Source organism: Luteimonas marina, assembly GCF_007859325.1.
GTDB classification, from domain to species: Bacteria; Pseudomonadota; Gammaproteobacteria; order Xanthomonadales; family Xanthomonadaceae; genus Luteimonas; species Luteimonas marina.
In genome coordinates this window covers 290,404-312,307 of the sequence record NZ_VOHK01000002.1, presented here as the reverse complement: position 1 = coordinate 312,307, position 21,904 = coordinate 290,404, and the positions used below count along the sequence as shown (strand labels likewise).

At 71.2% G+C, this 21,904-nt stretch carries 15 protein-coding genes; 7 read left to right on the top strand and 8 right to left on the bottom strand.

The annotated features are described in order from the left end of the window. Position 1 precedes the first annotated feature (1 nt). The gene (locus FQY83_RS05455) at positions 2 to 5,335 is read right to left on the bottom strand and encodes a type I polyketide synthase (protein ID WP_146385853.1); all 5,334 of its coding nucleotides are present in this window, start codon (positions 5,333 to 5,335) and stop codon (positions 2 to 4) included. Between the two features lie 12 nt (positions 5,336 to 5,347). Then, positions 5,348 to 6,343, bottom strand: coding sequence for a hypothetical protein (locus tag FQY83_RS05450; RefSeq protein ID WP_146385851.1), 996 nt, complete (start codon positions 6,341 to 6,343; stop codon positions 5,348 to 5,350). Between the two features lie 500 nt (positions 6,344 to 6,843). Here FQY83_RS05450 and xth point away from each other — a divergent pair, with 500 nt between their 5' ends. Next, on the top strand, positions 6,844 to 7,617 hold the full coding sequence (gene xth / locus FQY83_RS05445) for an exodeoxyribonuclease III (RefSeq protein ID WP_146385849.1): 774 nt from the start codon (positions 6,844 to 6,846) through the stop codon (positions 7,615 to 7,617). 207 nt (positions 7,618 to 7,824) lie between these two features. Beyond that, a complete protein-coding gene (locus FQY83_RS05440) occupies positions 7,825 to 8,640 on the top strand; it encodes a DUF2884 family protein (RefSeq protein ID WP_146386336.1) in 816 nt (271 codons plus the stop codon). A gap of 94 nt (positions 8,641 to 8,734) precedes the next feature. Here the strand turns inward: FQY83_RS05440 and FQY83_RS05435 are convergent, their stop codons facing one another. The 6 genes from FQY83_RS05435 to FQY83_RS05410 all read right to left on the bottom strand — a co-directional run bounded on the left by FQY83_RS05435 (position 8,735) and on the right by FQY83_RS05410 (position 15,486). Then, positions 8,735 to 10,870 carry a hypothetical protein gene (locus FQY83_RS05435; RefSeq protein WP_146385847.1) on the bottom strand — a complete coding sequence of 712 codons (2,136 nt, stop codon included), beginning with the start codon at positions 10,868 to 10,870 and terminating at the stop codon, positions 8,735 to 8,737. A 136-nt stretch (positions 10,871 to 11,006) separates the two neighbouring features. Beyond that, positions 11,007 to 12,248, bottom strand: a complete 1,242-nt coding sequence (locus FQY83_RS05430; protein WP_146385845.1) for an MFS transporter — start codon at positions 12,246 to 12,248, stop codon at positions 11,007 to 11,009. 210 nt (positions 12,249 to 12,458) lie between these two features. Further along, a complete protein-coding gene (locus FQY83_RS05425; RefSeq protein WP_146385843.1) occupies positions 12,459 to 13,016 on the bottom strand; it encodes an NADPH-dependent FMN reductase in 558 nt (185 codons plus the stop codon). A gap of 76 nt (positions 13,017 to 13,092) precedes the next feature. Continuing rightward, complete coding sequence (locus FQY83_RS05420) at positions 13,093 to 13,524, bottom strand: PepSY domain-containing protein (protein WP_146385840.1); 432 nt, start codon at positions 13,522 to 13,524, stop codon at positions 13,093 to 13,095. Positions 13,525 to 13,737: 213 nt separating this feature from the next. Further along, the gene (locus FQY83_RS05415) at positions 13,738 to 14,004 is read right to left on the bottom strand and encodes a GlsB/YeaQ/YmgE family stress response membrane protein (protein ID WP_146385838.1); all 267 of its coding nucleotides are present in this window, start codon (positions 14,002 to 14,004) and stop codon (positions 13,738 to 13,740) included. An 84-nt stretch (positions 14,005 to 14,088) separates the two neighbouring features. Then, positions 14,089 to 15,486, bottom strand: coding sequence for an AMP-binding protein (locus tag FQY83_RS05410; protein WP_425478596.1), 1,398 nt, complete (start codon positions 15,484 to 15,486; stop codon positions 14,089 to 14,091). Positions 15,487 to 15,571: 85 nt separating this feature from the next. On the opposite strand from FQY83_RS05410, the gene FQY83_RS05405 reads away from it, so the two are divergent. The 5 genes from FQY83_RS05405 to FQY83_RS05385 all read left to right on the top strand — a co-directional run bounded on the left by FQY83_RS05405 (position 15,572) and on the right by FQY83_RS05385 (position 21,896). After that, on the top strand, positions 15,572 to 16,162 hold the full coding sequence (locus tag FQY83_RS05405) for a 4'-phosphopantetheinyl transferase family protein (RefSeq protein ID WP_146385834.1): 591 nt from the start codon (positions 15,572 to 15,574) through the stop codon (positions 16,160 to 16,162). Positions 16,163 to 16,257: 95 nt separating this feature from the next. Then, positions 16,258 to 16,899 carry a 16S rRNA (guanine(527)-N(7))-methyltransferase RsmG gene (gene rsmG / locus FQY83_RS05400; RefSeq protein ID WP_146385832.1) on the top strand — a complete coding sequence of 214 codons (642 nt, stop codon included), beginning with the start codon at positions 16,258 to 16,260 and terminating at the stop codon, positions 16,897 to 16,899. A 193-nt stretch (positions 16,900 to 17,092) separates the two neighbouring features. After that, positions 17,093 to 17,917 (top strand): ParA family protein, encoded by an 825-nt coding sequence (locus FQY83_RS05395; RefSeq protein ID WP_146385830.1) that lies wholly within the window; start codon positions 17,093 to 17,095, stop codon positions 17,915 to 17,917. Beyond that, a complete protein-coding gene (locus FQY83_RS05390; protein WP_146385828.1) occupies positions 17,914 to 18,840 on the top strand; it encodes a ParB/RepB/Spo0J family partition protein in 927 nt (308 codons plus the stop codon). The genes FQY83_RS05395 and FQY83_RS05390 overlap by 4 nt, the downstream gene beginning before the upstream one ends. A 347-nt stretch (positions 18,841 to 19,187) precedes the next feature. Beyond that, entirely contained in the window at positions 19,188 to 21,896 is a 2,709-nt protein-coding gene (locus FQY83_RS05385; protein ID WP_146385825.1) for a bifunctional acetate--CoA ligase family protein/GNAT family N-acetyltransferase, read from the top strand. Positions 21,897 to 21,904: the final 8 nt, after the last annotated feature.

Below are 21,904 nucleotides of genomic sequence, written 5' to 3'. Positions count from 1 at the left end.
GTCAGGCGCGCTGCGCGCGCAGGATCCGGTACTGCCAGGCGCCGCTGTTCATCTGCTCGTACACGGCGGAGCCCGGCACCGCCAGGAAGTTGTCGATCATGGCGTCATGCCCGCCGAACGCCTGCGCCCGCGTGGCGGCCACCTCGTCGCATGACGCCAGCACGTTGTGCGTGATGTCGCGCTCGCCCAGGATCCCGAATCCCAGGGGGGGCAGCATCGCGCGCACCTCCAGCCATCGCTCCACCGGCAGCAGGTCCGTGTACAGGAACACGCCGCCCTTGCGGATGACCCGGGCCACCTCGGCATAGAACGCGCGCAGGTTGGGATAGGTGTGGGACGACTCGACGTTGGTGACGACGTCGAAAGCGGCGGCCTTGAACGGCATGTTCTCGGAATCGCCGACCTCGAACCGGGTGCCCTTCCCGTGCGTGCCGCGGCAGAAGGCGATCGCCTCCGGCGACAGGTCCATCCCGACCGCCTTGGCCTGCAGGACCTCGGCCATCAGCGCCACCATCCCGCCGCGCCCGCAGCCCACGTCGAGCACGCGCTTGCCCTTCAGCGCGGTCGCTCCGATCAGTTCGTGCACCAGCCGCACCGAGTTGCGATTGAACACCTGCTCGGGCACCTCGACGCGCGACTCGTCCTCGCCGGCATCCGTGCTGACATAGCCATAGTTGAGGAAGAACGAGGCCTCGCCCACGCCCGACTGCCGCAGGCGCCGCGACACGTCGTCGTAGAAGTCGCGATAGCCCTGCTTTGCCGCGACGCCCGGCGCATCGCCCTTGAGTTCCGTCGCCTCCAGCTGCTCGAAGGGCAGTCCCGCGGCCTTTTCGTCCACCTCGCCAGCCTGGGCCCTGGCGACGATCACCGCCAGTTCGCCGATCGTCGGCGCCTGGAAGAGTTTCAGCACCGGAAGCTCGATCTGGAAGCGTTCGCAGATCTCCGCCGCCACCTGTGCCGCCAGCAGCGAGTGCCCGCCGAGGTCGAAGAACCGGTCATGGATGCCGACCGCATCGATGCCCAGCTGGCTTCCCCAGATTTCCGCCAGGACACGCTCCACCTCATTGCGCGGCTCGGCGTAGGTCGTCGCCAGGTCCGGTCGCGGATGCAGCTCGGTGCCGGCGCCGTTCGCGGGCGTGGCCTGCTTGTGCTGGACCCACGCCTGCAGGCGCTCCTCGAGATTCACCGCGACGATCACGCGCGAGCCCAGGGGCGAGGCCAGCACGCGAAGCAGGGCATCGCCCCCTTCCGGCGGATTGATCGCCAACGGCATGCTCACGCTCTGCGCCTCGGCGGCGTTGTCCCACGCGTCCCAGTCGATGCTCAGCCAATGCTTGCCCTGCTGCAGCGCCAGCACGTCCAGCAGCGCATTGACGGCCGAATACGCCGCAAGGCCCAGCCCGCCCAGGATCGCCGAGACCGACGAATGCAGCACCCATCGCGCCGGTTCCCGCCCCCGCATCGCCGCCATCATGTTGTAGAGCCCGCGGATCTTCGGCGAGAACTGCGCTTCCATGACCTCCCGGCCGGTGTCGGCGGCGGACGCGAACGCGGCCGCATCGATGCGCGCAGCGCCGTGGACGACCATGTCGATCTTCCCGAAGCGCTGCACCGCGAGGTCGACGGCCTCCATCACGTCGGGCGCCTTGTTCAGGTCGGCCCGCAGCACCATCACGTCGTCGCGCTTGCCGCGCATCGTCGCAAGCCGCTTCAGGATCGTCCGCTGGCCCTCCGAAACGGAGGGGTCCTCGCTCGCCGCGGCCCATTCCGCGGGGATCGGCAGCGTCGTCCGGCCGAGCAGCACCAGCCGTGCGCCGATGCCGGCGAACATCACTTCGGCGAGGTGGAGCCCCATGTGGCCGAGGCCGCCGGTGATCAGTACCACCGGCGACGCCGGCAGGTCCAGCGGTGCGCCCGGGGGCTTGGTTGCCACGCCGGCGAAGGCCTCGACGAAGCGCTGGCCCTTGCGCAACGCCATCGCCGGATCCGGCAACCCCGCCGCCAGTTCCGCCACGAGCATCGCGGCCACCGTCTTGTCCGCATCGACGTCCACGTGCGCAACGCGCAGGCCGGGATGCTCCTGCGGCAGCACGCGCGCCACCCCGGCACCGAGGCCGCGCGCCGGATCAAGCGCATCCTCCGGATCCAGCGACGCGGTGCCCCGCGCCACGAACAGCAGCGGCAGCGGGCGCACGGTCTGCTGGCGGCTGAGCGCGTGTGCCAGCTGCATCGGGCCCAGCAAGGCCACGGTCGCCGCATCGTCCAGCGCAGTGTCCGCCGGGGGCGACGCGTTCCAGCAATACACCACGCCCGCCAGCTTGTCCTCGCCCGCGCACACCTCGCCCGCGAGCCGGTGATAGTCGTCGACCTGCGCCGGATCGATCGCATAGCCGCCGCGCGTCGCCTTGAACCGATCGCCGCGGCGCACCGGGATCGGCTGCGCGCCCGCGGCCCGCAGCGCGGCGACCATCGCCGATCCGGGCGTCTGCGCGTCATCGAAGACCAGGATCTTCCTGCCGGCGAGGGCGTCCGGCTCCGGCTTCGGCGCCGGGGTGGCCTTCCATGTCGCCTTGTACATCCACTTCGAGGTGTCGCGCAGTTCCGCCGCCTTGGCCTTCGCATCGGGCAATGCGCCCACCCAGTAGCTGTGCCGCTCGAACGGATAGGTCGGCAGGCTCACCCGCCGGCGCTGCTCGGTCTCGTGGAACCCGCTCCAGTCGACGTGGACGCCGATGCTCCACAGCTTCGCCAGCGCCGCCAGCATGGTCTGCGCATCCGGCGTCGGGCTCTCCGCGGCCGGCAGCGAGTTCACGCACTCGATCTTCCTGCCCGCGGCTTTCGCCGCGGCGCCGGCGAACGTGGTCAGGGCATTGCCCGGGCCCACCTCGATGTAGGCCGGGTCCTTGCCGGCGGACGTGTCGCCTTCGGCGATCGTCCGCAGCCCGTCGCCGAAGCGCACCGCGTGGCGCAGCTGCGCGATCCAGTAGTCCGGCTGCGCCACCTCGTCGCCCGCCAGCGTTCCCGTCAGGGTTGCCACGAAGGGCGCCTCCGGTGCGCGCAGCGTCACGCCGTCGAACGCGGACCGGAATCCGGCGAGGATCGGATCCATCATCGACGAATGGAAGGCGTGGGAGGTGTGCAGCCTGCGGGCCGCGATCGACTCCTGCGCCAGCGCCTTCTCGACGCGGGTGATCGCGCCGGCGGGGCCGGAGAGGACCGAGAACCCGGGCGCGTTGATCGCCGCGAGCGACACCTTGCCCCTGGCGAACCGGGCCACCACGTCCTCGCCCGCCATCACCGCGAGCATCGATCCGCGCGGCAGGGCCGAGACCAGCTGGCCGCGCCTGGCGATGACGGTCAGGGCGTCTTCGAGCGTCATCACGCCGGCAAGCGTCGCGGCGACATACTCGCCGACGCTGTGGCCGATCATCATCGCAGGCCGCACGCCCCAGGACAGCCACAGCTTCGCCAGCGCGTAGCTGGTGGTGAACAGCGCCGGCTGGGCCCACTGCGTGTCCTTGAGCGCCTCGGCGGCATCCGCGCGGGAACGCGCGGTCGGGAAGATGATCTTCCTGATGTCCTGGCCAAGCCGCTTCTTCAGATGCCTGGCGCAGCGGTCGACGATCTCCCGGACGACGGCCTCGCTGTCGTACAGGCCCTTCGCCATGCCGGGATACTGCGAGCCCTGCCCGGGAAACATGAAGACCACGGCGCGTTCGGAGGGACAGGCCCGGGCCGGCTGCTTCGCCGCGGACCTCAATCCGGAAATCGCAGCGGCGCGATCCTCCGTCGCCACGACCACGGCCTTGCGAAAGCCGAACGCCTTGCGACCCAGGTGCAGCGTGGCGGCGGCATCCGCCAGCTCGATCTCCGGATGCCGCTCCAGGTGGTCGGCCAGCCGTTCCGCCGCGCTCGACAGCGCCAGCTCGCTGCGCGCCGATACCGTCATGGCCTGGAACGGCCTGGCGCCCGTTACCTCCGCGGGCGCCGGCGCCTCCTCGATCACGATGTGGGCATTGGTTCCACCGACCCCGAACGAACTCACGCCCGCCCGCCTCGGGGTGCCGTTCCTGTGCCACCGGGTCAGTTCCCGGGTCACGTAGAACGGGCTCGCCGCGAGGTCGATGGCGGGATTGGGCGAGGTGTAGTGCACGGTCGGCGGAATCGCCCCGCGCTCGATCGCCAGGACGGCCTTGATCAGGCCCGCGACGCCCGCCGCGCAGGACAGGTGCCCGAAGTTCGACTTCGCCGAACCGATGCCGCAGTAGCCGCGCCGTTCGCTCGCTTCCCGGAAGACCTCCGTCAGCGCGGTGATCTCGATCGGATCGCCGAGGATCGTTCCGGTTCCGTGCGCCTCCACGTAGCCGACCGACGAGGCGGAGATGCCCGCCCTGCGGTATGCGGCCCGGATCGCCGCGGACTGCCCGCTGACGCTCGGCGCGGTGTAGCCGACCTTGTCGTGGCCGTCGTTGTTGATGCCCGTGCCCAGGATCAGGGCGCGGATGTTGTCGCGGTCGCGCAGCGCATCGTCCAGCCGCTTGAGCACGACCAGGCCCACGCCGCTGCCGACGATGGTGCCTTGCGCGCCCGCATCGAACGGCCTGCAGTGCCCGTCCGGAGACAGGATCGAGCCGGCGGTGTAGAAGTAGCCGCCGCGCTGCGGGACCCGGACCGTCACGCCGCCGGCCAGGGCCATGTCGCAGCGGCCGTGATGCAGGCTTTCGCAGGCCATCGACACCGCCACGAGCGAGGTCGAACAGGTCGTCTGCACGACGACGCTCGGGCCCTTCAGGTCCAGCCGGTACGACACCTGGGTGCACAGATGGTCCTTGTCGTTGGTCACCATCAGCTGCATGCCGTCGATGTACTTCAGGGCCTCCTGGTTCTGGTACAGGTGATAGAGGTAGGTGCTCTGCTCGCACCCGCCGAACACGCCGATCGGCCGGCCGAAGGCGTCCGGGCTGTAACCGGCATCCTCCAGCGCCTCCCATGCGGCTTCGAGGAACAGCCGGTGCTGCGGGTCGGTCAGCGTGGCGTCGCGCGCGGAGAATCCGAAGAACTGCGCGTCGAACTTGTCCACGTCGTCGAGCACCGGCGATGCATTGACATAGCCGGGCAGCCGCGAGATGTGGTCGGGCACGCCGGCCGCGCGCATGTCCTCGGGGTCGAGCACCGTGATCGATTCGATGCCCCCGGCCAGGTTGTGCCAGTACTCGTCCAGGCTGTTGGCGCCCGGGAAACGCCCGCGCATGCCGACGATGGCGATCGGCTCCCCATGCGCGGTCGCGTTACCCGCAACGGCCCTTGATTCCCTGGCGGCACGTGCGCGCTTCATCCCGGCTTCCCCTCATTCTTCCTGTTCCCGGACAGGCGCCGTCGCGACGATCCTCAGCTGCAGGTCGACGCGCCGCTCGCCTTCATCCATGACGTAGAGAAAGCCGACGCAGGGGACATCCACCTCGAAGCGATCCGCCTCCAGCGGCAGGGAGAGCCTGATCGTCGCCCCGTCGCCCGGCGCGAGCTCGAGCACTTCCGGGGCGATCGTCACCTTCGGCGCGAACGCGGGGCCGACGCCGTCCATGCGGCGCACCTCGGTCGCGAGGTAGCGCACCGGCATCGGCGCGTCGGTCGTGTTCTCGATGGTGAACGACTGGAACGCGACGCCGCCCAACGGCGCCTGCAGGACAACCGCCGTCACCTCTTCCTTGGTGGGATCGTCGGCAAGCGCGAGCATCCCGCCCAGGTACTCGCCCTCGAAACCTCCGCGCAGCCCGTCCAGTTCCAGCATCAGCTGCAGGTAGAGCTGCCCGGCGTCGCGCAGGTAGTGCTCGAGCCCGCGCGACATGTCGTCGGCAGCCTTCTGCTGGGCATCTTCGGGAGACAGCGTGCCTTCGGCAACCTGGTCCAGCTGCCTGCGATAGGCCTTGAGCGCCGACGCATTGAGCTTGCCCGCATACTCGGCGTACTGCTCGAGCCAGCGTGCGGGGGCCCGCGCATCGAACACCGGCGGCGGAACCTCGTCGTCGCCATCGGCCGGCGACGCCGCATTGCGCTTGTTCAACTCGGCGAACCGGCCCATGAATTCGGCGAAGACCTGCGACAGGCGCTCGCCGTACACGGCACCGTGGCGCTGCACGAAGCGCGGGTAGTACTCCTGGAAGATCGTGGACGGCAACCGCCCGGCCGCGACGCATTCCAGCGTCTGCTGGTAGAGCCGCAGCGTCTTCTGCGCGTTTGCGAGCGAACCGGAAAGAAACCGGGCATACGCGTCGGACCAGCTGGACGCGCCGTCATCCGGGCCCTGGCCTGCGCGTCCAACCTGCAACGGGGCGCTTGTCGTCACGGCTCACCTCCATCCCGAAAGACTGGGCTACTGACCGCCACCAACAATGAGAAACCGACCCCCCTGGTCCAGCCGGATGACGTTAGCAAATGGCCCGTCGGCAGGCAAACGGTCGGCGAGGGGACCGCGGGCCGGCTCGCGCCTCCCGTCGCCGGATGCCCGGTGGCGGGGGATTGCGGACAGCAAAGCCTTGCGCACGCCGTTGCCGGATCGATGTCTTCTCCCGGAGGAGATCTGTCACCCTCCGGAACAACAAGGATCAGCGTCCTGCCCTTGAAGGCGTGGTAAACACGACCGACCGGGGTACAGGCGATCCCGACTGGACGCGGAGTGCAGGAGGGCGCGCGGATGGCCAGGGGCGTGCCTGCCGGGGAGCCGGGTTTCCGCGCCACCTGCTGCAGGCCCGGTGCGATCATTCCGGGCAGGGCCGGGTAGCCAGAGCCACCTCCCGGACACGAAACGAATCCATCCAACGGATACAAGAAGAGATTCATTTGCCCATGAAAATCGCCAGCTGGAACGTCAACTCCCTCAACGTCCGCCTGCCGCACCTCGAACAGTGGCTGCGCGACGCAGGTCCCGGCGTCGTCGGCATCCAGGAAACCAAGCTCGAGGATGCGCGCTTTCCCGACGATGCGCTGGCCGCGCTCGGCTACCGCAGCGTGTTCTCGGGGCAGAAGACCTACAACGGCGTGGCGATCCTCGCGCGCGATCGTGCGATCGAGGACGTGCAGGCGGGCATCCCCGGCTTCGAGGACGAGCAGAAGCGGGTGATCGCGGCGACCGTCGAGGGCGTGCGCATCGTCAACCTGTACGTGGTCAACGGCCAGGACGTGGGCACCGACAAGTACGCCTACAAGCTGCGCTGGCTGGACGCGGTGCACGGCTGGCTGGCGGAGGAACTGCAGCGGCATCCGCGGATGGTGGTGCTGGGCGATTTCAACATCGCGCCCGAGGACCGCGACGTGCACGATCCGCTGGTCTGGAACGACGAGCACATCCTCACCTCCACCGCCGAGCGCGCCGCGCTGAAGCGGCTGCAGGCGCTGGGCCTGCATGACGCGTTCCGCCTGCACAACGATGAGGCCGGCATCTTCAGCTGGTGGGACTATCGCGCCGCCGGCTTCCGCCGCAACCTCGGGCTGCGCATCGACCTGACCCTGGTTTCCGACGCGCTGCGCGCGCAAGCGGCGGAATCCGGCATCGACCGGGAGCCGCGCACCTGGGAGCGGCCGAGCGATCACGCGCCGGCATGGGTGGCGCTGGGCGGTTGATCGTTCCGCATCGGTCGGCGGACTGTCGTCTCGACCGGATTGTCATCTCAATCCGATTGTCATCCCGAGCTCTTCGGCTGCGCCCGGGATGACGGCTTTGGGGGCGCAGCCATCACCGCCATCGCGGATGGTCATGCTGACTTTCCGCACGTGCGCACGAACGCCTGCACGCCGATGCTGCGGCCCGTCGCCCGCCTCCCCATCGCCATGCGCCCGCTGACCGCCTTCGCCCTCGCCGCCCTGCTCGCCCTGCCCGCGTTCGCGCAGGCGGACCCGCCGAAGCCGAAGCTGTCCTCGAGCCAGTGCGGCCTGTCGACCGGCTACAACGTGCTGGTCGACGGCGGCGGCGTGTGGCTGTATCGCGACGCCGGCGCGCCGAAAGAGATCTTCTTCCATGACGGCGAGCTCAGCATCGACCGCGAAGTGCAGGACATCAGTGCCGCCGACGCGCAGCGGTTGCGCCGGCTGGAGGCCGAATCGCGCGCGCTGATGCCGCAGGTCGCGGGCCTGGCGCGCGAGACCGTCGACATCACCTTCGACTCGCTCGCCGCCGCGGTCGAGGCGATCACCGGCAGCAAACGCAAGGCGCGCAGGCTCGACGATTTCCGCAAGGACACGATGGCCCACGTCGACCGCACGCTCGGCACCGGGCGTTGGGACCAGGACGTGTTCGGCGAGGAGTTCGAGGCGCGCGTCGAGGCCGCCGCCGAGCGCATGGCCGCGAGCATCGGCCGCAGCGTGCTGTGGGCGGTGTTCACGCCGGGCGGCGCGGAGCGGATGGAGCGCCGCGCCGAGAAGATGGAAGCCGAGATCGAACAGCGGCTGGAGGCGCGCATCGCGGCGCTGGAAACACGCGCGGACGCGATGTGCGCGCAGGTCGCGGCCATGCGCACGCTGCAGGACGCACTGGACTACCGCTACGACGGCAAGCCGCTGCGGCTGCTCGAAGCCGCGGAGCGCCCTGCGCGCGCGGACGATGTTGCGCAGGGCGACGGCATTGCGGTTGCGGCGAACCCGGACTGAGGCTTCGTTCCCCTCGCGGCTGCAGCGCGACCGGAAACCACGAAGTCACCGGTAAGAAGATCCCTCGCTGCGCTCGGGATGACATTCAAATGCTTCAGCCGGCGTCGCGGATCGTCAGCGTGCCGGGCGGGTGCGTGCCCAGCTGCAGGCTCATCGCGAGCAGTTCGCCGGACACTTCTTCCTTGTAGAAGTCGTTGGACAGCACGCGGAAGACTTCGTCGGGCGTCTTGGCCGCGGCCAGCGATTCGGTCAGGCCGAAGGCGACGACCGGATCGGCGTCGAGCGCATCGAGCTTGTCCTGGCCATGGTCGCCCTGCAGCTGCAGGATGTAGTCGCGCGCATCCTCGCGGATCTGCATCAGCTCGGCCTCGGTGAACTCCAGCCGCACGTGCTGGCCGCCGTCGAAGCTGCCGTAGGACGTTTCGGGATTGGCGATGTCGCGGTTGTAGGCGTCGTTGATGGACGCCGCCAGCGTCGGGTCATGGTTCGCCAGCACCATGCCGTAGCTCACGCTGTCGGGCACCGTTTCGCCGCGCGCGTCGGTGGTCCAGGTGACCTCGCTGTAGTGGTTGTCGCCGGCCTGGTAGGAACTGATGTACTCGGTGCTGCCGTCGGCCCAGCGCGTCTGCACGATGTTCAGTTCGCTGCTGTTGATCTCGGTGCCCCAGCCGAAGCCGCCGACCTCGACGCCGAAGCGCGCGGTGTGCTCGGCGTTGAGCACTTCGGTGGTGCCGGCCTGCAGCACGCCCGGCGGCGACCATTCCGGCATCTGTCCGCCGCCCATGAAGGCCTGGTAGGCGGCCTGCCCTTCCTCGGTGCGCAGGTCCAGGCGCGCGACCGACATCGAGCGCTCCTCGAGGCTGCGGTCCGAGCTCAGCCCGATCGCGGCGATGCCGCGGTAGCCGAGGCCGACGAACATCTCGTTCTCCACCGTGTCGACGTCCCCGGCGACGATCTCGAAGGTGTTGGCGTCGATCCGGCGCACGCCGAAGCCCTGGCCGGAGAGGTCGGTGGTGGTGCCGTTGACGTGCAGCAGCTTGTAGTTCGCCTCGAAGTGGCTGCCGGTGAGCGTCTGCCCGCGGATCAGCACGCCGGTGCCGACCGGCATCGACATCGGGTCGAGCGGATTGGGCGCGGCCGACAGGTCGCCGTCGGCGATGCGCGCGCCCTGCTCCGGCGTCACCACCGCCTCGTAGCTGACGCGGGTGCCGGCGAACTGCTCGTAGCTGCCCGAGATCGGAATCGGCAGGCCCTTGACCACGTTGCGCAGCAGCGGCGAGCCTTCGACCAGGCGCTGCGCCTCCGGCCCGAGCACGCCGAGCCGGGTGCCCCATTCGTAATAGCGGTTGAGCGGCGTCCTGCCGATCGCGCCGGTGGCGCCGGCCTGCATCTGCACCTCCATTTCGAAGGTCTGGGTCTGGCTGAAGTCCATGCCGGTCTGCACGCCGGACATGTCGACTTCGCCGACCAGACTGATGTCGGCGCTGCCGCGCACCGGCAGCGGCAGCGTCGCGGCGCCGGCGACCGGGGTCTGGAATTCGACCCGTTGGCCCGGATTGATCGCCCACGCCAGCACGCCGTCCGGCGCGGCGGCGAGGATGTCGTAGCCGGCCTGCACCTGCGCCGGCGAGGCATCGGCCGGGAGGTCGACGCCGAGCACGCCGAGCGCGGTGCGCACCTGGGTGATGTCGAGGCGGGTGACGTCGGTGGACGGGCCGTCGCCGTTGCGCAGGTAGGCGGGAATTTCGGTCGGGTGGGTGGTCGCTTCGTCGACGATCCGCCGCAGCTGCTGCACGTAGGGATCGTTGTTGAAATGCGTGCGCGCCTGCCCGTATTCGAACGAGCGCGTGGCGCCGTTGAGCATGTCGTAGTCCGACAGCTGCGGCTCCAGCCGGTCGAGCACGGCCTGCGCCTGCGCGGCGCGGCGCTCGTTGAAGGTTTCCACGCGCGCCTCGTAGAGCGAGCGGCGGTCCTCGTCGGGCAGGCCGGTGGGGATGTCGGTCCAGGTCGGCAGCGCGAGGTCGTGGATCGCGTCGACCGCTTCGGCGGGCGTCTGCGCGGTGGCGAAGGTGACCGGTTCGACCGCGGGCGTCTCCGGGGTCGCCGGCGTCCCGGCGACGGGGGTTTGCGGTTCGGCCTGCTCGGCCTGGTAGCTGGCGCGGATCGCCTCCTGGTCCTCCGGCGGCAGGCGATGATAGGTACTCGAATCGATGCCGTAGATCTCGGACACGGGGGCGGCTCCGGGCGGAAAGGGCTGCCCGCACCCTAGCCGCCGGGGCCTGCCATCGGTATCCGGTGCGACCCTAGGTGCGCGCTCCGGGAGAGGTTCCGGATTCCGCCCTGTTCATCACGCAGAGGGCGTCGGTTCAGCCGCCACCGCATTCCGCAGCCGGCCGCGCGTCGCCGGCGACCGGCGCCGACGCGCGTCGCGCCAGCAGGTACATCAGCAGTCCGCCCAGCGCGGTCGCCACGCCGACGTAGGCGGTGGAGGTCCAGCCCAGGCCGGCGGTGATCGCCATGCCGCCCAGCCAGGGGCCGAGCGCGTTGGCGGTGTTGAACGCGGAGTGGTTGGAGGCGGCGGCGAGGGTCTGCGCCTCGCCGGCGACGTCCATCAGGTGCGACTGCAGCACCGTCGCCAGCGCGCCCATGGTGCCGACCAGGGTGATCGCCGGCAGCACCGTCCACGCGTGTTGCGCCGCGAACGGGAACGCCAACAGCACCGCGATCGACCACAGCAGCAACAGTGCCGCGGCGCGGAAGCCGAAGCGGTCGAACAGCCAGCCGCCGGCGAGCGAACCGACGATGCTGCCGACGCCGAACGCGGCCAGCGCGAACGGCACGAAGCCCGCGCCGGTGCCGGTGACGTGCACCAGCGTCGGCGGCAGGTAGGCGAACACGGCGAACATGCCGGCGAAGCCAATGGCCCCGGTGCCCAGCGCCAGCCACACCGGCGCGCGGTTGAAGTCGCGCAGTTCGCGCAGCGCGTCGGTGCGCGGCGCGCCGAGGCCGGGCGGCAGCACGCGCGCGGTCATTGCCACCGTCGCCAGCGCGATCAGCGACACCGCGGCGAAGGCATAGCGCCAGCTGAAGACCTGCCCCATCCACGTCGCCAGCGGATTGCCGACCAGCAGCGCCACCGACAGGCCCAGCATCACCCGCCCCACCGCCTGGCCGCGCCTGTCCGGCGGACTGACGTGCGCGGCCACCAGCGCGGCGATGCCGAAATAGGCGCCGTGCGGCAGGCCGGCGATGAAGCGGAACAGCAGCAGGCTGCCGTAGTGCGGCGCCAGCGCGCTGAGCAGGTTGCCCAGCGCGTAGAACGCCATCAGCCACAGCAGCAGGGTGCGCCGGCGCTGCCTGGCGCCGAGGATCGCCAGCAGCGGCGCGCCGACCACCACGCCCAGCGCGTAGGCGCTGATCGCGTGGCCGACCTGCGGCTCGCTCACGCCGACGCCGCGCGCGATCTCGCTGATCAGCCCCATCGCGACGAACTCGCTGGTGCCGATGGCGAAACCGCCCATCGCCAGCGCGAACAGGATCAGCGCGACCTGGCGCGCGGGCAGCGCCGGGGCGGCAGCGGGGGTTGCGCCGGGGGAAGTGGGGGTCATGGCACGATTATGCTGCGCTGCAGCATGGATGTCGACACGACCGGAGGGAACGCTGCGTGTCGCGACATGCACCGGTTATCCGATCACCCGTAGGTCGGCCCCCGTATCAAGTACGGGGCAGGCTCTACGTGGCCAACACGACCGACGCGGGATGTTGAAGGCGTCGGGGCCGTAGCCCCGACCTACGGATCCTGGCATTCGCCGGCCGGATCAAGCGTCGCCGCGCGCGAACGCCGCGAAGCCGGCCACGAAGTCGCACAGCTGCCCGGCAACCTTGTCGTCAACCAGCCCACCCTCGGCGTCGAACGCGCCGCCGGCGCGCGACACCATCAGCCGGCCGCCGAACCAGACCCTCGCGCGCAGCGTGCGCAGCACCGGCCACCACGCGTCCTGGGCGAGGATGGTGCCGAAGCCGCCGGGCGAGGCGCCGATCACCGCGAACGGCCGGTCGCCGAACAGCTGCGGGATCTCCGACGCCGGGCGCGAGAGCCAGTCGATCGCGTTCTTGAACACGCCCGGGATGCCGTTGTTGTACTCGGGCGTGGCCAGCAGTACGCCGTCGGCGGCGCGCAGCTTCGCCTTCAGCGCCTCGACCGCGCCGGGAATGCCGGACGCGGCCTCGGCGTCGCCGTCGTAGAGCGGGATGCCGTGCAGGGTCGCGACCTCGAGCGCCACGCCGTCCGGCAGGTCGCGCGCCGCGGCGCGCAGCAGCGCGGTGTTGAACGAACCGGCGCGCAGGCTGCCGGAAATGCCAAGCAGGCGGATCATCGCGGACTCCCCGGGGATGCTGCGCGCATCCTAGCGCGAGGCATCGCCCGGGGAGCGCCCGCGACAGCCGTGGCGGTCAGTCGCGGGCCTTGCCGATGATCTTGCCGGTCGCCGGGTCCAGGCGCAGTTCGACGTCCTTGCCCGCCGCGTCCTCGGCCTCGGCCTTCCACACGCCGTCGTCGAGCTCGACGTCGTGCACCTTGCTGTAGCCGGCGGCGGCGAGTTTGGCCTCGACGTCGGCCTTGCCCAGGTTCGCGACCTGTTCGTTCGCATAGACCTCGCCGGTACTCGCGTCGATGCGTACCTGCACGCGGTTGCCGTCGGCGCTGCGCGCGTCGGCCTCCCACATGCCGTCGTCGAACTCGACGTCGTTGACCTTGGTGTAGCCCTGCGCCTCGAGCTTCGCGCGCACCTCGGCTTCGGTCAGTGCATCCTGCGCGAAGGCCGCGCCGCCTGCGGCGAGCAGGGCGACGGCGAGCCACGTCTTCGTCTTGTTGATCGAATGCATCACGCACTCCTGAATCTGCGGGGGAGTGCGCATGCTGGTCGGTCGCGGCGCAATCCCCGGTGAAAACGGCCCGTCGCGGTCGGCGGGGATTCATCAATGCAAAGCGCGCGGCAAGGATGGCGGTCGCGATGCCGCGGCCTTTCCCCTTTCCAGGAAAAGAAGAAGCCCGGCGCAGGGCCGGGCTTCTTCCGCTTGCAACCGCCGGCGCCTGCGTCAGCGCACGCTGCCGCGGCGGAACAGGTTGACGATCGCGAGCAGGATGACCGCGCCGATCAGCGACACGACGAAGCTCATGACCGAGATCCCGTCGTTGATCGAACCCGCGCCGAGGAGCGGTCCGATCAGCCAGCCGCCGATGAGCGCGCCGACGATGCCCACCACGATATTGAGCAGGATGCCCTGCTGCGCATCCCGCTTCATGATGATGCTCGCCAGCCAGCCGACGATGCCGCCGATGATCAGCCAGATGATGATGCCCATGCACACTCTCCTGTCAGGTGAAGATGCCTACGACACTCCCGTGCGGAGTGGAGGCATGCTGACAGCGGCGTCGTGATGGCGATGTCAGCGAGCGATGGGCTCGTTTTCGCTGCGCTGCAGCAAACGCAGCAGCGCCTCGCGCGGCAGCTTCCCGGTTTCGTTGCGCGGCAGCGACGCGACGCGACGCAGCGGGCGCGGCAGGAACACCGGATCGACGCTGCGCCGCAGGGCCTCGCGCACAGCCGCCTCGTCGAGCGTGTCGCTGGCGTAGGCGGCGGCGATGCGGCGCACGCCGGCGGCCTCGTCGTCGAGCTGGAACACCGCGCCATCGCGCACGCCGGGGATCTCCAGCAGGCGGCGCGTGAGTTCGGCCAGCGATCCGCGCTTGCCGGCGATCTCCAGCAGGTCGGCCTGGCGGCCGCGCAGCACGAAGCGCCCGTCGTCGAGCATTTCGACCACGTCCGCCAGCAGCACCGGCTGCGCGAGGTGCGCGGCGCCGACGCGCGTGCCGTCGGGACGCGGCTGCAGCTGCACGCCGGGAAACGGCGTCCAGGCCTCGTCGCGCGCGGTGCGGCGGGAGGCGAAGATGCAGGTTTCGGTGGAGCCGAAGGTCTCGCGCACCTCGCAGCCGAAACGCGCCTCGGCTTCCGCCGCCAGCGCCTGCGGCAGCGGCGCGGTGGCGCTGACGATGCCCGCCAGCGGCGGCAGCGCGATGTCCGATGCAAGCAGCGCGCGCAGGTGCACCGGCGTGGTCACCAGCAGGCGCGCGCCATCGGCCTCGTGCAGCGCGCGCGCGATGTCGCCGGGGAAGAACGGACGGTCGCGATGCACCGCCGCGCCGGTGAGCAGCGGCAGCATCACCGACAGCTCGACGCCGTACATGTGCTGCGGCGGCACGGTGGCCACCACCTGCGGCATCGCACCGTCGGGCCACAGGCCGGCGAGCGCCGCGAAGTTCTGCGCGGTGCTGGTGCGGAACGAGCCGAGCGTCTTCGCGTTCGGCTTCGGCGCGCCGGTGCTGCCGGAGGTGAAGCCGATCGCGACCACCGCCGCGTCGTCGATCCGCAGCGGCGCGCCGTCGAGTGCGGGCAAGACGTCGGGCAGGTGCACGAAATGCGCGGCAGGGTCGGCCAGCGCCGCGTCGCAGCCGCAGGCCTCGCCGTCGCCGATGCAGTAGCTGCCCGGATATTGCGCGCGCACCTCGTCGATCGCCGCGCGCGTGCGCGTGGGCGGCAGCAGGTTCACCTGCCCGCGCACGGCCGCGGCGCAGAAGGCGACGAGGAAGCGGTAGCGGTCCTCGCACAGGTTCACCGCGTGCCCGGCCTCGGGCAGGCGCGCGGCCAGCGCGCGCACCTGCGACGCGAAGGTGGCGCGCGCGACCGTGCCGGCGGCGTCGAAGGCGAACGCGTCGCCCGCCCCGCCCGCGGGCAGCGGCGACGCCATCGGACCTGGTTGTGTGCTGTGCTGGGAGACTGCCGCCATCGATCCGACCGGCGGCCCCGGGTTCACGCCGCCCTGCCCCCTTAGCTTACGCTGGGCCGCCGCCGCCACGGAAAACGCCGCCGCGATGCCCCTCGCCGACCACAGCCTCAACATCGGTCCCGTCCGCTGCGCCTGGGGTCCGTACCGCCGTGGCGAACCGGCCGAACCGCTGGCGCGGCGCTGGCTTTCCCGGCAGCTCGCCGTGCCGGAGGACGCGCTCGCGCTGTGGCGCGACGCGCACGGCCGCCCGCACCTGGGCCAGGCGCACGCCGGCCTCGACGCCAACTGGAGCCACAGCGGCGAACGCCTGCTGGTGGCGCTGGCGCGCGGCGCGCGCGTCGGCGCCGACATCGAATGGCTGCGCCCGCGGCCCAGCGCGATGACGCTGGCCAGGCGCTTCTTCACCCCGCGCGAGGCCGCGCAGCTGGCCGAACTGCCGCACGACGAGGCCGAGCGCTGGTTCGTGCGCCTGTGGTGCGCCAAGGAAGCGGTGCTCAAGGCGCACGGTCGCGGCATCGCCTTCGGCCTGGAGCGGCTGGAGTTCAGGCTCGACGGCGAAGGCTGGACCCTGGAGGCCTGCGATCCAGCGCTCGGCGCGCCGGGCGACTGGCATCTGCATGCGTTCGCGCCGGCGCCGGACTATCTGGCGACGCTGGCGTGGCGGGTGGATGCGTGATGCACGCGTCGGTGCGGGCCCCCTCCCCCGCCTGCGGGGGAGGGCTGGGGTGGGGGCCACCAGGCGCGCACGAAAGTCCTCTCTAGAATGAGGCGATGAGCGACCCCGCCCCGAACCCGCTGCGCGCCCCCCTCGAAGCCGGACTGGCCGAACTCGGTCTCGCCCCCTCGCTGGCCGACCCGCTGCTGGCCTACCTCGCCCTGCTGCAGCGCTGGAACGCCACCTACAACCTCACCGCGATCCGCGACCCGCAGCAGATGGTCGTCCTGCACCTGCTCGACTCGCTGGCGATGGCGCCGCACGTCGCTGGCCTGACCAGCCTCGCCGACCTCGGCACCGGCCCCGGCCTGCCCGGCATCCCGCTGGCGATCGCGCATCCCGGGCTCCAGGTCACCCTGGTCGAGTCGAACGGCAAGAAGGCGCGCTTCCTGCGCGAGGCGGTGCGCCAGCTCGGGCTCGGCAACGCGCGCGTGGCCGAATCGCGCGCCGAGACGCTGGACGAGCCCGGCCGGCATGCCGCGATCACCGCGCGCGCGCTGGCGACCCTGCCCGACATCGTCGCCGTCGGCGGCCACCTGCTGGCGCCCGGCGGCCGCCTGCTGGCGATGAAGGGCGTGCGCCCGGACGAGGAGATCGCGGCCCTGCCCGCCGGCTGGCGGGTCGAGGCGGTGCATCCGCTGCGGGTGCCGGGACTGGCGGCGGAACGGCACCTGGTGGTGGTGGCGCGGGGGGATTGAGGGCCGGGCGGAGCACGGACAGGGCCCGGGCACGGCAGAAAGCGGAAAAGCGAAGCCGGCGCGTCCGGACCATGGCCCGCGGCGGCGGGTTTGGCATCGATGCCCGCCGATCCTCCCCAAGGCGCGGCATAATCCCCTGTCCGGGCCGCCGTCTGCGGCCGACTCCCGCCGCAACCCGAGGCAGCCGGACCCCATGGCCCGCATCATCGCCATTGCCAACCAGAAGGGCGGCGTCGGCAAGACGACCACCGCGGTCAACCTCGCCGCGGCGCTGGCGGCCACGCCCAAGCGCGTGCTGCTGATCGACCTCGACGCCCAGGGCAACGCCACCATGGGCAGCGGCATCGACAAGCGCGACCTGCATGCCTCGACCTGCGACGTGCTGCTGGAAGAGTTGCACGCCGAAGACGCGATCATGGAGACGGCCGAAGGCTACGACCTGCTGCCGGGCAACACCGACCTCACCGCGGCCGAGATCGAGCTGATGGACGAGGAAGGGCGCGAGCAGCGGCTCAAGCGCGCGCTCGACCCGCTGCGCCCGCGCTACGACTTCATCATCGTCGACTGCCCGCCGGCGCTGTCGCTGCTCACGCTCAACGCGCTGACCGCCTCGGATTCGGTGCTGGTGCCGATGCAGTGCGAGTACTACGCGCTGGAAGGCCTGACCTCGCTGCTGCAGACCATCGACGCGCTGAAGCAGCGGCTCAATCCGGACCTCGAGATCGAGGGCGTGCTGCGCACCATGTTCGACGTGCGCAACAACCTCGCCAACGCGGTCTCGGCCGAACTGGTGCAGCACTTCGGCGACAAGGTGTTCCGCACCATCGTCCCGCGCAACGTACGCCTGGCCGAGGCGCCGAGCCACGGCCAGAGCATCATCGGCTACGACCGCGGCTCGCGCGGCGGCATCGCCTACCTCGGCCTCGCCGGCGAAGTGCTGCGCCGCCAGCGCGAACGCGCGCAGGCGGCCGCCGAACCACAGAAGAAGGAACCGAACGTGACGGAGACCCCGGCATGAGCGCCGCCAAGAGCGCGCCCGCCAAGAATGCACCGGCCAAGAAGCGCGGCCTCGGCCGCGGCCTGGAAGCCCTGCTCGGCCCGAAGGCCGCCGCCGAGGCGCCGAAGCTCGAAGCCACGCCGGGCGACACCCTGCGCAACCTGCCGGTCGACGCGCTGCGCCCGGGCAAGTACCAGCCGCGCCGCGGCATGGACGCCGACAAGCTCACCGAGCTGAGCGAGTCGATCAAGGCCCAGGGCGTGATCCAGCCGATCGTGGTGCGCATGCTGCCCGACCGCACCTACGAGATCATCGCCGGCGAACGCCGCTGGCGCGCGTCCAAGCAGGCCGGCCTGGCCGAGATCCCGGTGGTGGTGCGCGAGGTCGACGACCGCACCGTGGTCGCGATGGCGTTGATCGAGAACATCCAGCGCGAGGACCTCAACCCGCTGGAGGAAGCGCAGGCCCTGCAGCGCCTGATCGACGAGTTCGACCTGACCCACGCCGCCACCGCCGAAGCCGTCGGCCGCTCGCGCGCGGCGGTGTCGAACCTGCTGCGCCTGCTGGAGCTGCCGCCGGCGATCCGCGCGCTGCTCGAAGCCAGGCGCCTGGAAATGGGCCACGCCCGCGCGCTGCTGACGCTGTCGCCGGAGCTGGCCAGCAAGCTCGCCTCCGAAGCCGCCGAACACGGCTGGTCGGTGCGCGAGGTCGAACACCGCGCCGCGCAGTTCGCCGCCGGCAAGGTGCCGACGTCGCCGAAGAAGAAGACCGTCGGCAGGGGCCCGGCCTCGCCCGACATCGCCACGCTCGAGAACGAACTGTCCGAAACCCTCGGCGCCCGGGTCAGCATCAGCAACGGCCGCGGCAACAAGGGCAAGCTGGTGATCCACTATGCCAACCTCGATGCGCTCGACGGGGTACTGGAGCGGCTGCGGCGCAGATAGCCGGCGGGCCACCGGGAATCCGTATTCGGCGTGAGGTCCCCCATGACGCCTCTCTTACCGTCATCCCAGCGCAAGCTGGGATCCATTTGGCTTTTCGGCAGTTCAACCGTTGGTACTGAACGGGAGACAGGTGGTATCCGGCATGGAACGGGAAAATGGATCCCAGCTTGCGCTGGGATGACGACATTCCAGGCCTGATCCTTATCCTTCCTCCTGCCCCAGTAGCGACACCTGCCTGCCGTCGATTGCATGCTGCCCGGCTTGCGCCGCGCATGCGTTCACACCATGCAATGACGCCACCATCCCGCGCCGCTACCATGCGCTGACACGCCGACCCGGTCCGCCGCATGAGCACCTACCGCCTCGAATCGGTGTTCGAGCCCGCCTCGGTCGCGGTGGTCGGCGGCAGCCCGCGCGAACGCTCGGCCGGACGCGCGGTGATGCGCAACCTGCTCGCCTCCGGGTTCGCCGGCAACATCGGCTGGGTCAGCCCGAAGCACCGCGAGATCGACGGCATCGCCACCGTTGCGCACGTGCGCGACCTGCCCTGGGTGCCGGACCTGGTGGCGATCACCGCGCCGCCGGCGGTGGTACCGAAGCTCGTGGCCGAGGCGGCGGAATGCGGCGTCGGCGCAGCGATCGTGCTGACCGCCGAACTCGGCGCCGGGCGCGCCGGGTTCGAGGCCGCGATCGAACGCGCAGCGCGGCCGCACGGCATGCGCATCCTCGGCCCGCACTGCCTCGGCGTGATCGCGCCGCATGCGAAGCTCAACGCCAGCATCGCCGCGCGCACGCCGCCGCCGGGCGATCTCGCACTGGTGTCGGAATCGAGCGCGATCGCGGCGGCGCTGGTGGAATGGGGCGGCGCGCGCTCGATCGGATTCTCGGCGGTGGTCTCGCTGGGCGACGCGCTCGACGTCGACTTCGCCGACCTGCTCGACCACCTCGCCACCGACCGCCATACCCGCGCGATCCTGCTGTACGTCGAGCACGTCGGCAACGCGCGCAAGTTCATGTCGGCCGCACGCGCCGCGGCGCGCGCCAAGCCGGTGGTCGTGGTGAAGTCGGCGCGGCCGCAGGCGCCGCAGCGCATCGCCGAGGTCGGCCTGCGCGCGCTGGCGCCGCCCGAGGCGGTGCACGCCGCCGCGTTCCGGCGCGCCGGCCTGCTGCAGGTCGATGCGCTCGACGACCTGTTCGCCGCCGCGGAAACGCTGGGCACGCTGCGCACCTTCCCGGGCCGGCGCCTGGCGATGCTCGGCAACGGCGGCGGCGTGGGCGTGCTCGCCGCACAGCAGCTGGTCCGGCTCGGCGGCACGGTGGCGGCGCTGTCGCCGGAGACCATCGCCACGCTCGACGCGCTGCTGCCCGGCGGCTGGTCGCAGGACAATCCGGTCGACATCGTGGTCGACGCCGACGGCGAACGCTACGCGACCGCGGTCGAGGCGCTGCTGGCCGACCCGCAGAACGACGCGCTGCTGGTGGTCAACGTGCCGACCGCGTTCACCGCGCCGCTGGAGGCGGCGCAGGCGCTGGCCGGCGCGCTCGCCCGGCGCAAGGGCCACGCCGCGCGCAAGCCGGTGTTCGCGGTCTGGCTGGCCGAGGACGCCGCCGCGCACGCCGCGCTGCACGCCGCACAGGTGCCGAGCTACGACACCGAGACCGAGGCCGTGCACGGCTTCATGCACCTCGTGCACTACCGCGAGGCGCAGCAGGCGCTGATGGAAACACCGCCGAGCCTGCCGCGCGATTTCGCGGTCGACGCCGCGGCCGCGCGCGCGCTGGTGAGCGAGGCGGTGGCGCGCGGCGACGTGCAGCTCGATCCGCAGGCCACCGCGCGCATCCTCGACGCCTACGGCCTGCCGTTCGAACCGCCGCTCGCCGCGGCCGATCCCGACGCCGCCGTGCATCTCGCCGAGCCGCTGCTCGCGGCCGGGCGCACGGTCGCGGTGAAGATCGATTCGCCCGACATCGCGCACAAGACCGTGGTCGACGGCGTGCGCCTGAACCTCGCCAGCACGCAGGCCGTGCGCGACGCCGCGGCCGACGTGCTGCGGCTGGCGCGCGAGCGCCGGCCCGACGCACGCATCCGCGGCGTGACCGTGCAGGCGATGGCGCACCGGCCCGACGCGCGCGAGCTGATCGCCGCGATCGCCGACGACCCGGTGTTCGGCCCGGTGATCGTGTTCGGCCGCGGCGGCACCGCGGTGCGCGTGGTCGACGACCTCGCCCTCGCCCTGCCGCCGCTCGACCTGCGCCTGGCGCAGGAACTGATCGACCGCACGCGCGTGTCGCGGCGACTCAAGGCGCATCGCAACCAGCCCGCCGCCGACGAGGACGCGGTGGCGCTGGCGCTGGTGAAGCTGGCGCAGCTCGCCGCCGACGTGCCGCAGATCCGGCAGATGAGCCTCAACCCGCTGTTGGCCGACGCCGACGGCGTGATCGCGGTCGACGCGCGCATCCTGGTCGGCCCGGTCGAAGCGCTGCACAAGGGCCGCGGCCATCCGCGCTTCGCGATCTTCCCCTACCCGGCCGAGTGGGAGCGCACGATCACGCTGGCCGACGGCGCGCCCGCCTTCGTGCGCCCGGTGCGTCCCGAGGACGAGGCCCTGTTCCGGGAATTCTTCACCCACGTCACCGACGAGGACCTGCGGCTGCGCTTCTTCCAGTCGGTGAAGCATTTCAGCCACGAGTTCATCGCGCGGCTGACGCAGATGGACTACGCGCGCTCGATCGCGCTGGTCGCCCTGGACGAGGCCGGCGCGATGCTCGGCGCGGTGCGCCTGCACGCCGACGCCAACTACGAGCGCGGCGAGTACGGCATCCTCGTGCGCTCCGACCTCAAGGGCCACGGCCTCGGCTGGCAGCTGATGAAGATCATGATCGAAGTCGCCGGCTGGCTCGGCCTGCGCGAGGTCGAAGGCCAGGTGCTGCGCCAGAACCGCGGCATGCTGGCGATGTGCGAGCAGCTCGGCTTCGCGATCGCGCCCGATCCGGACGAGCCGGGACTGATGGTCGTGCGGCTGCCGGTCGCCGACGCCGCGAACGGCGCGTCCTGACACCCTCC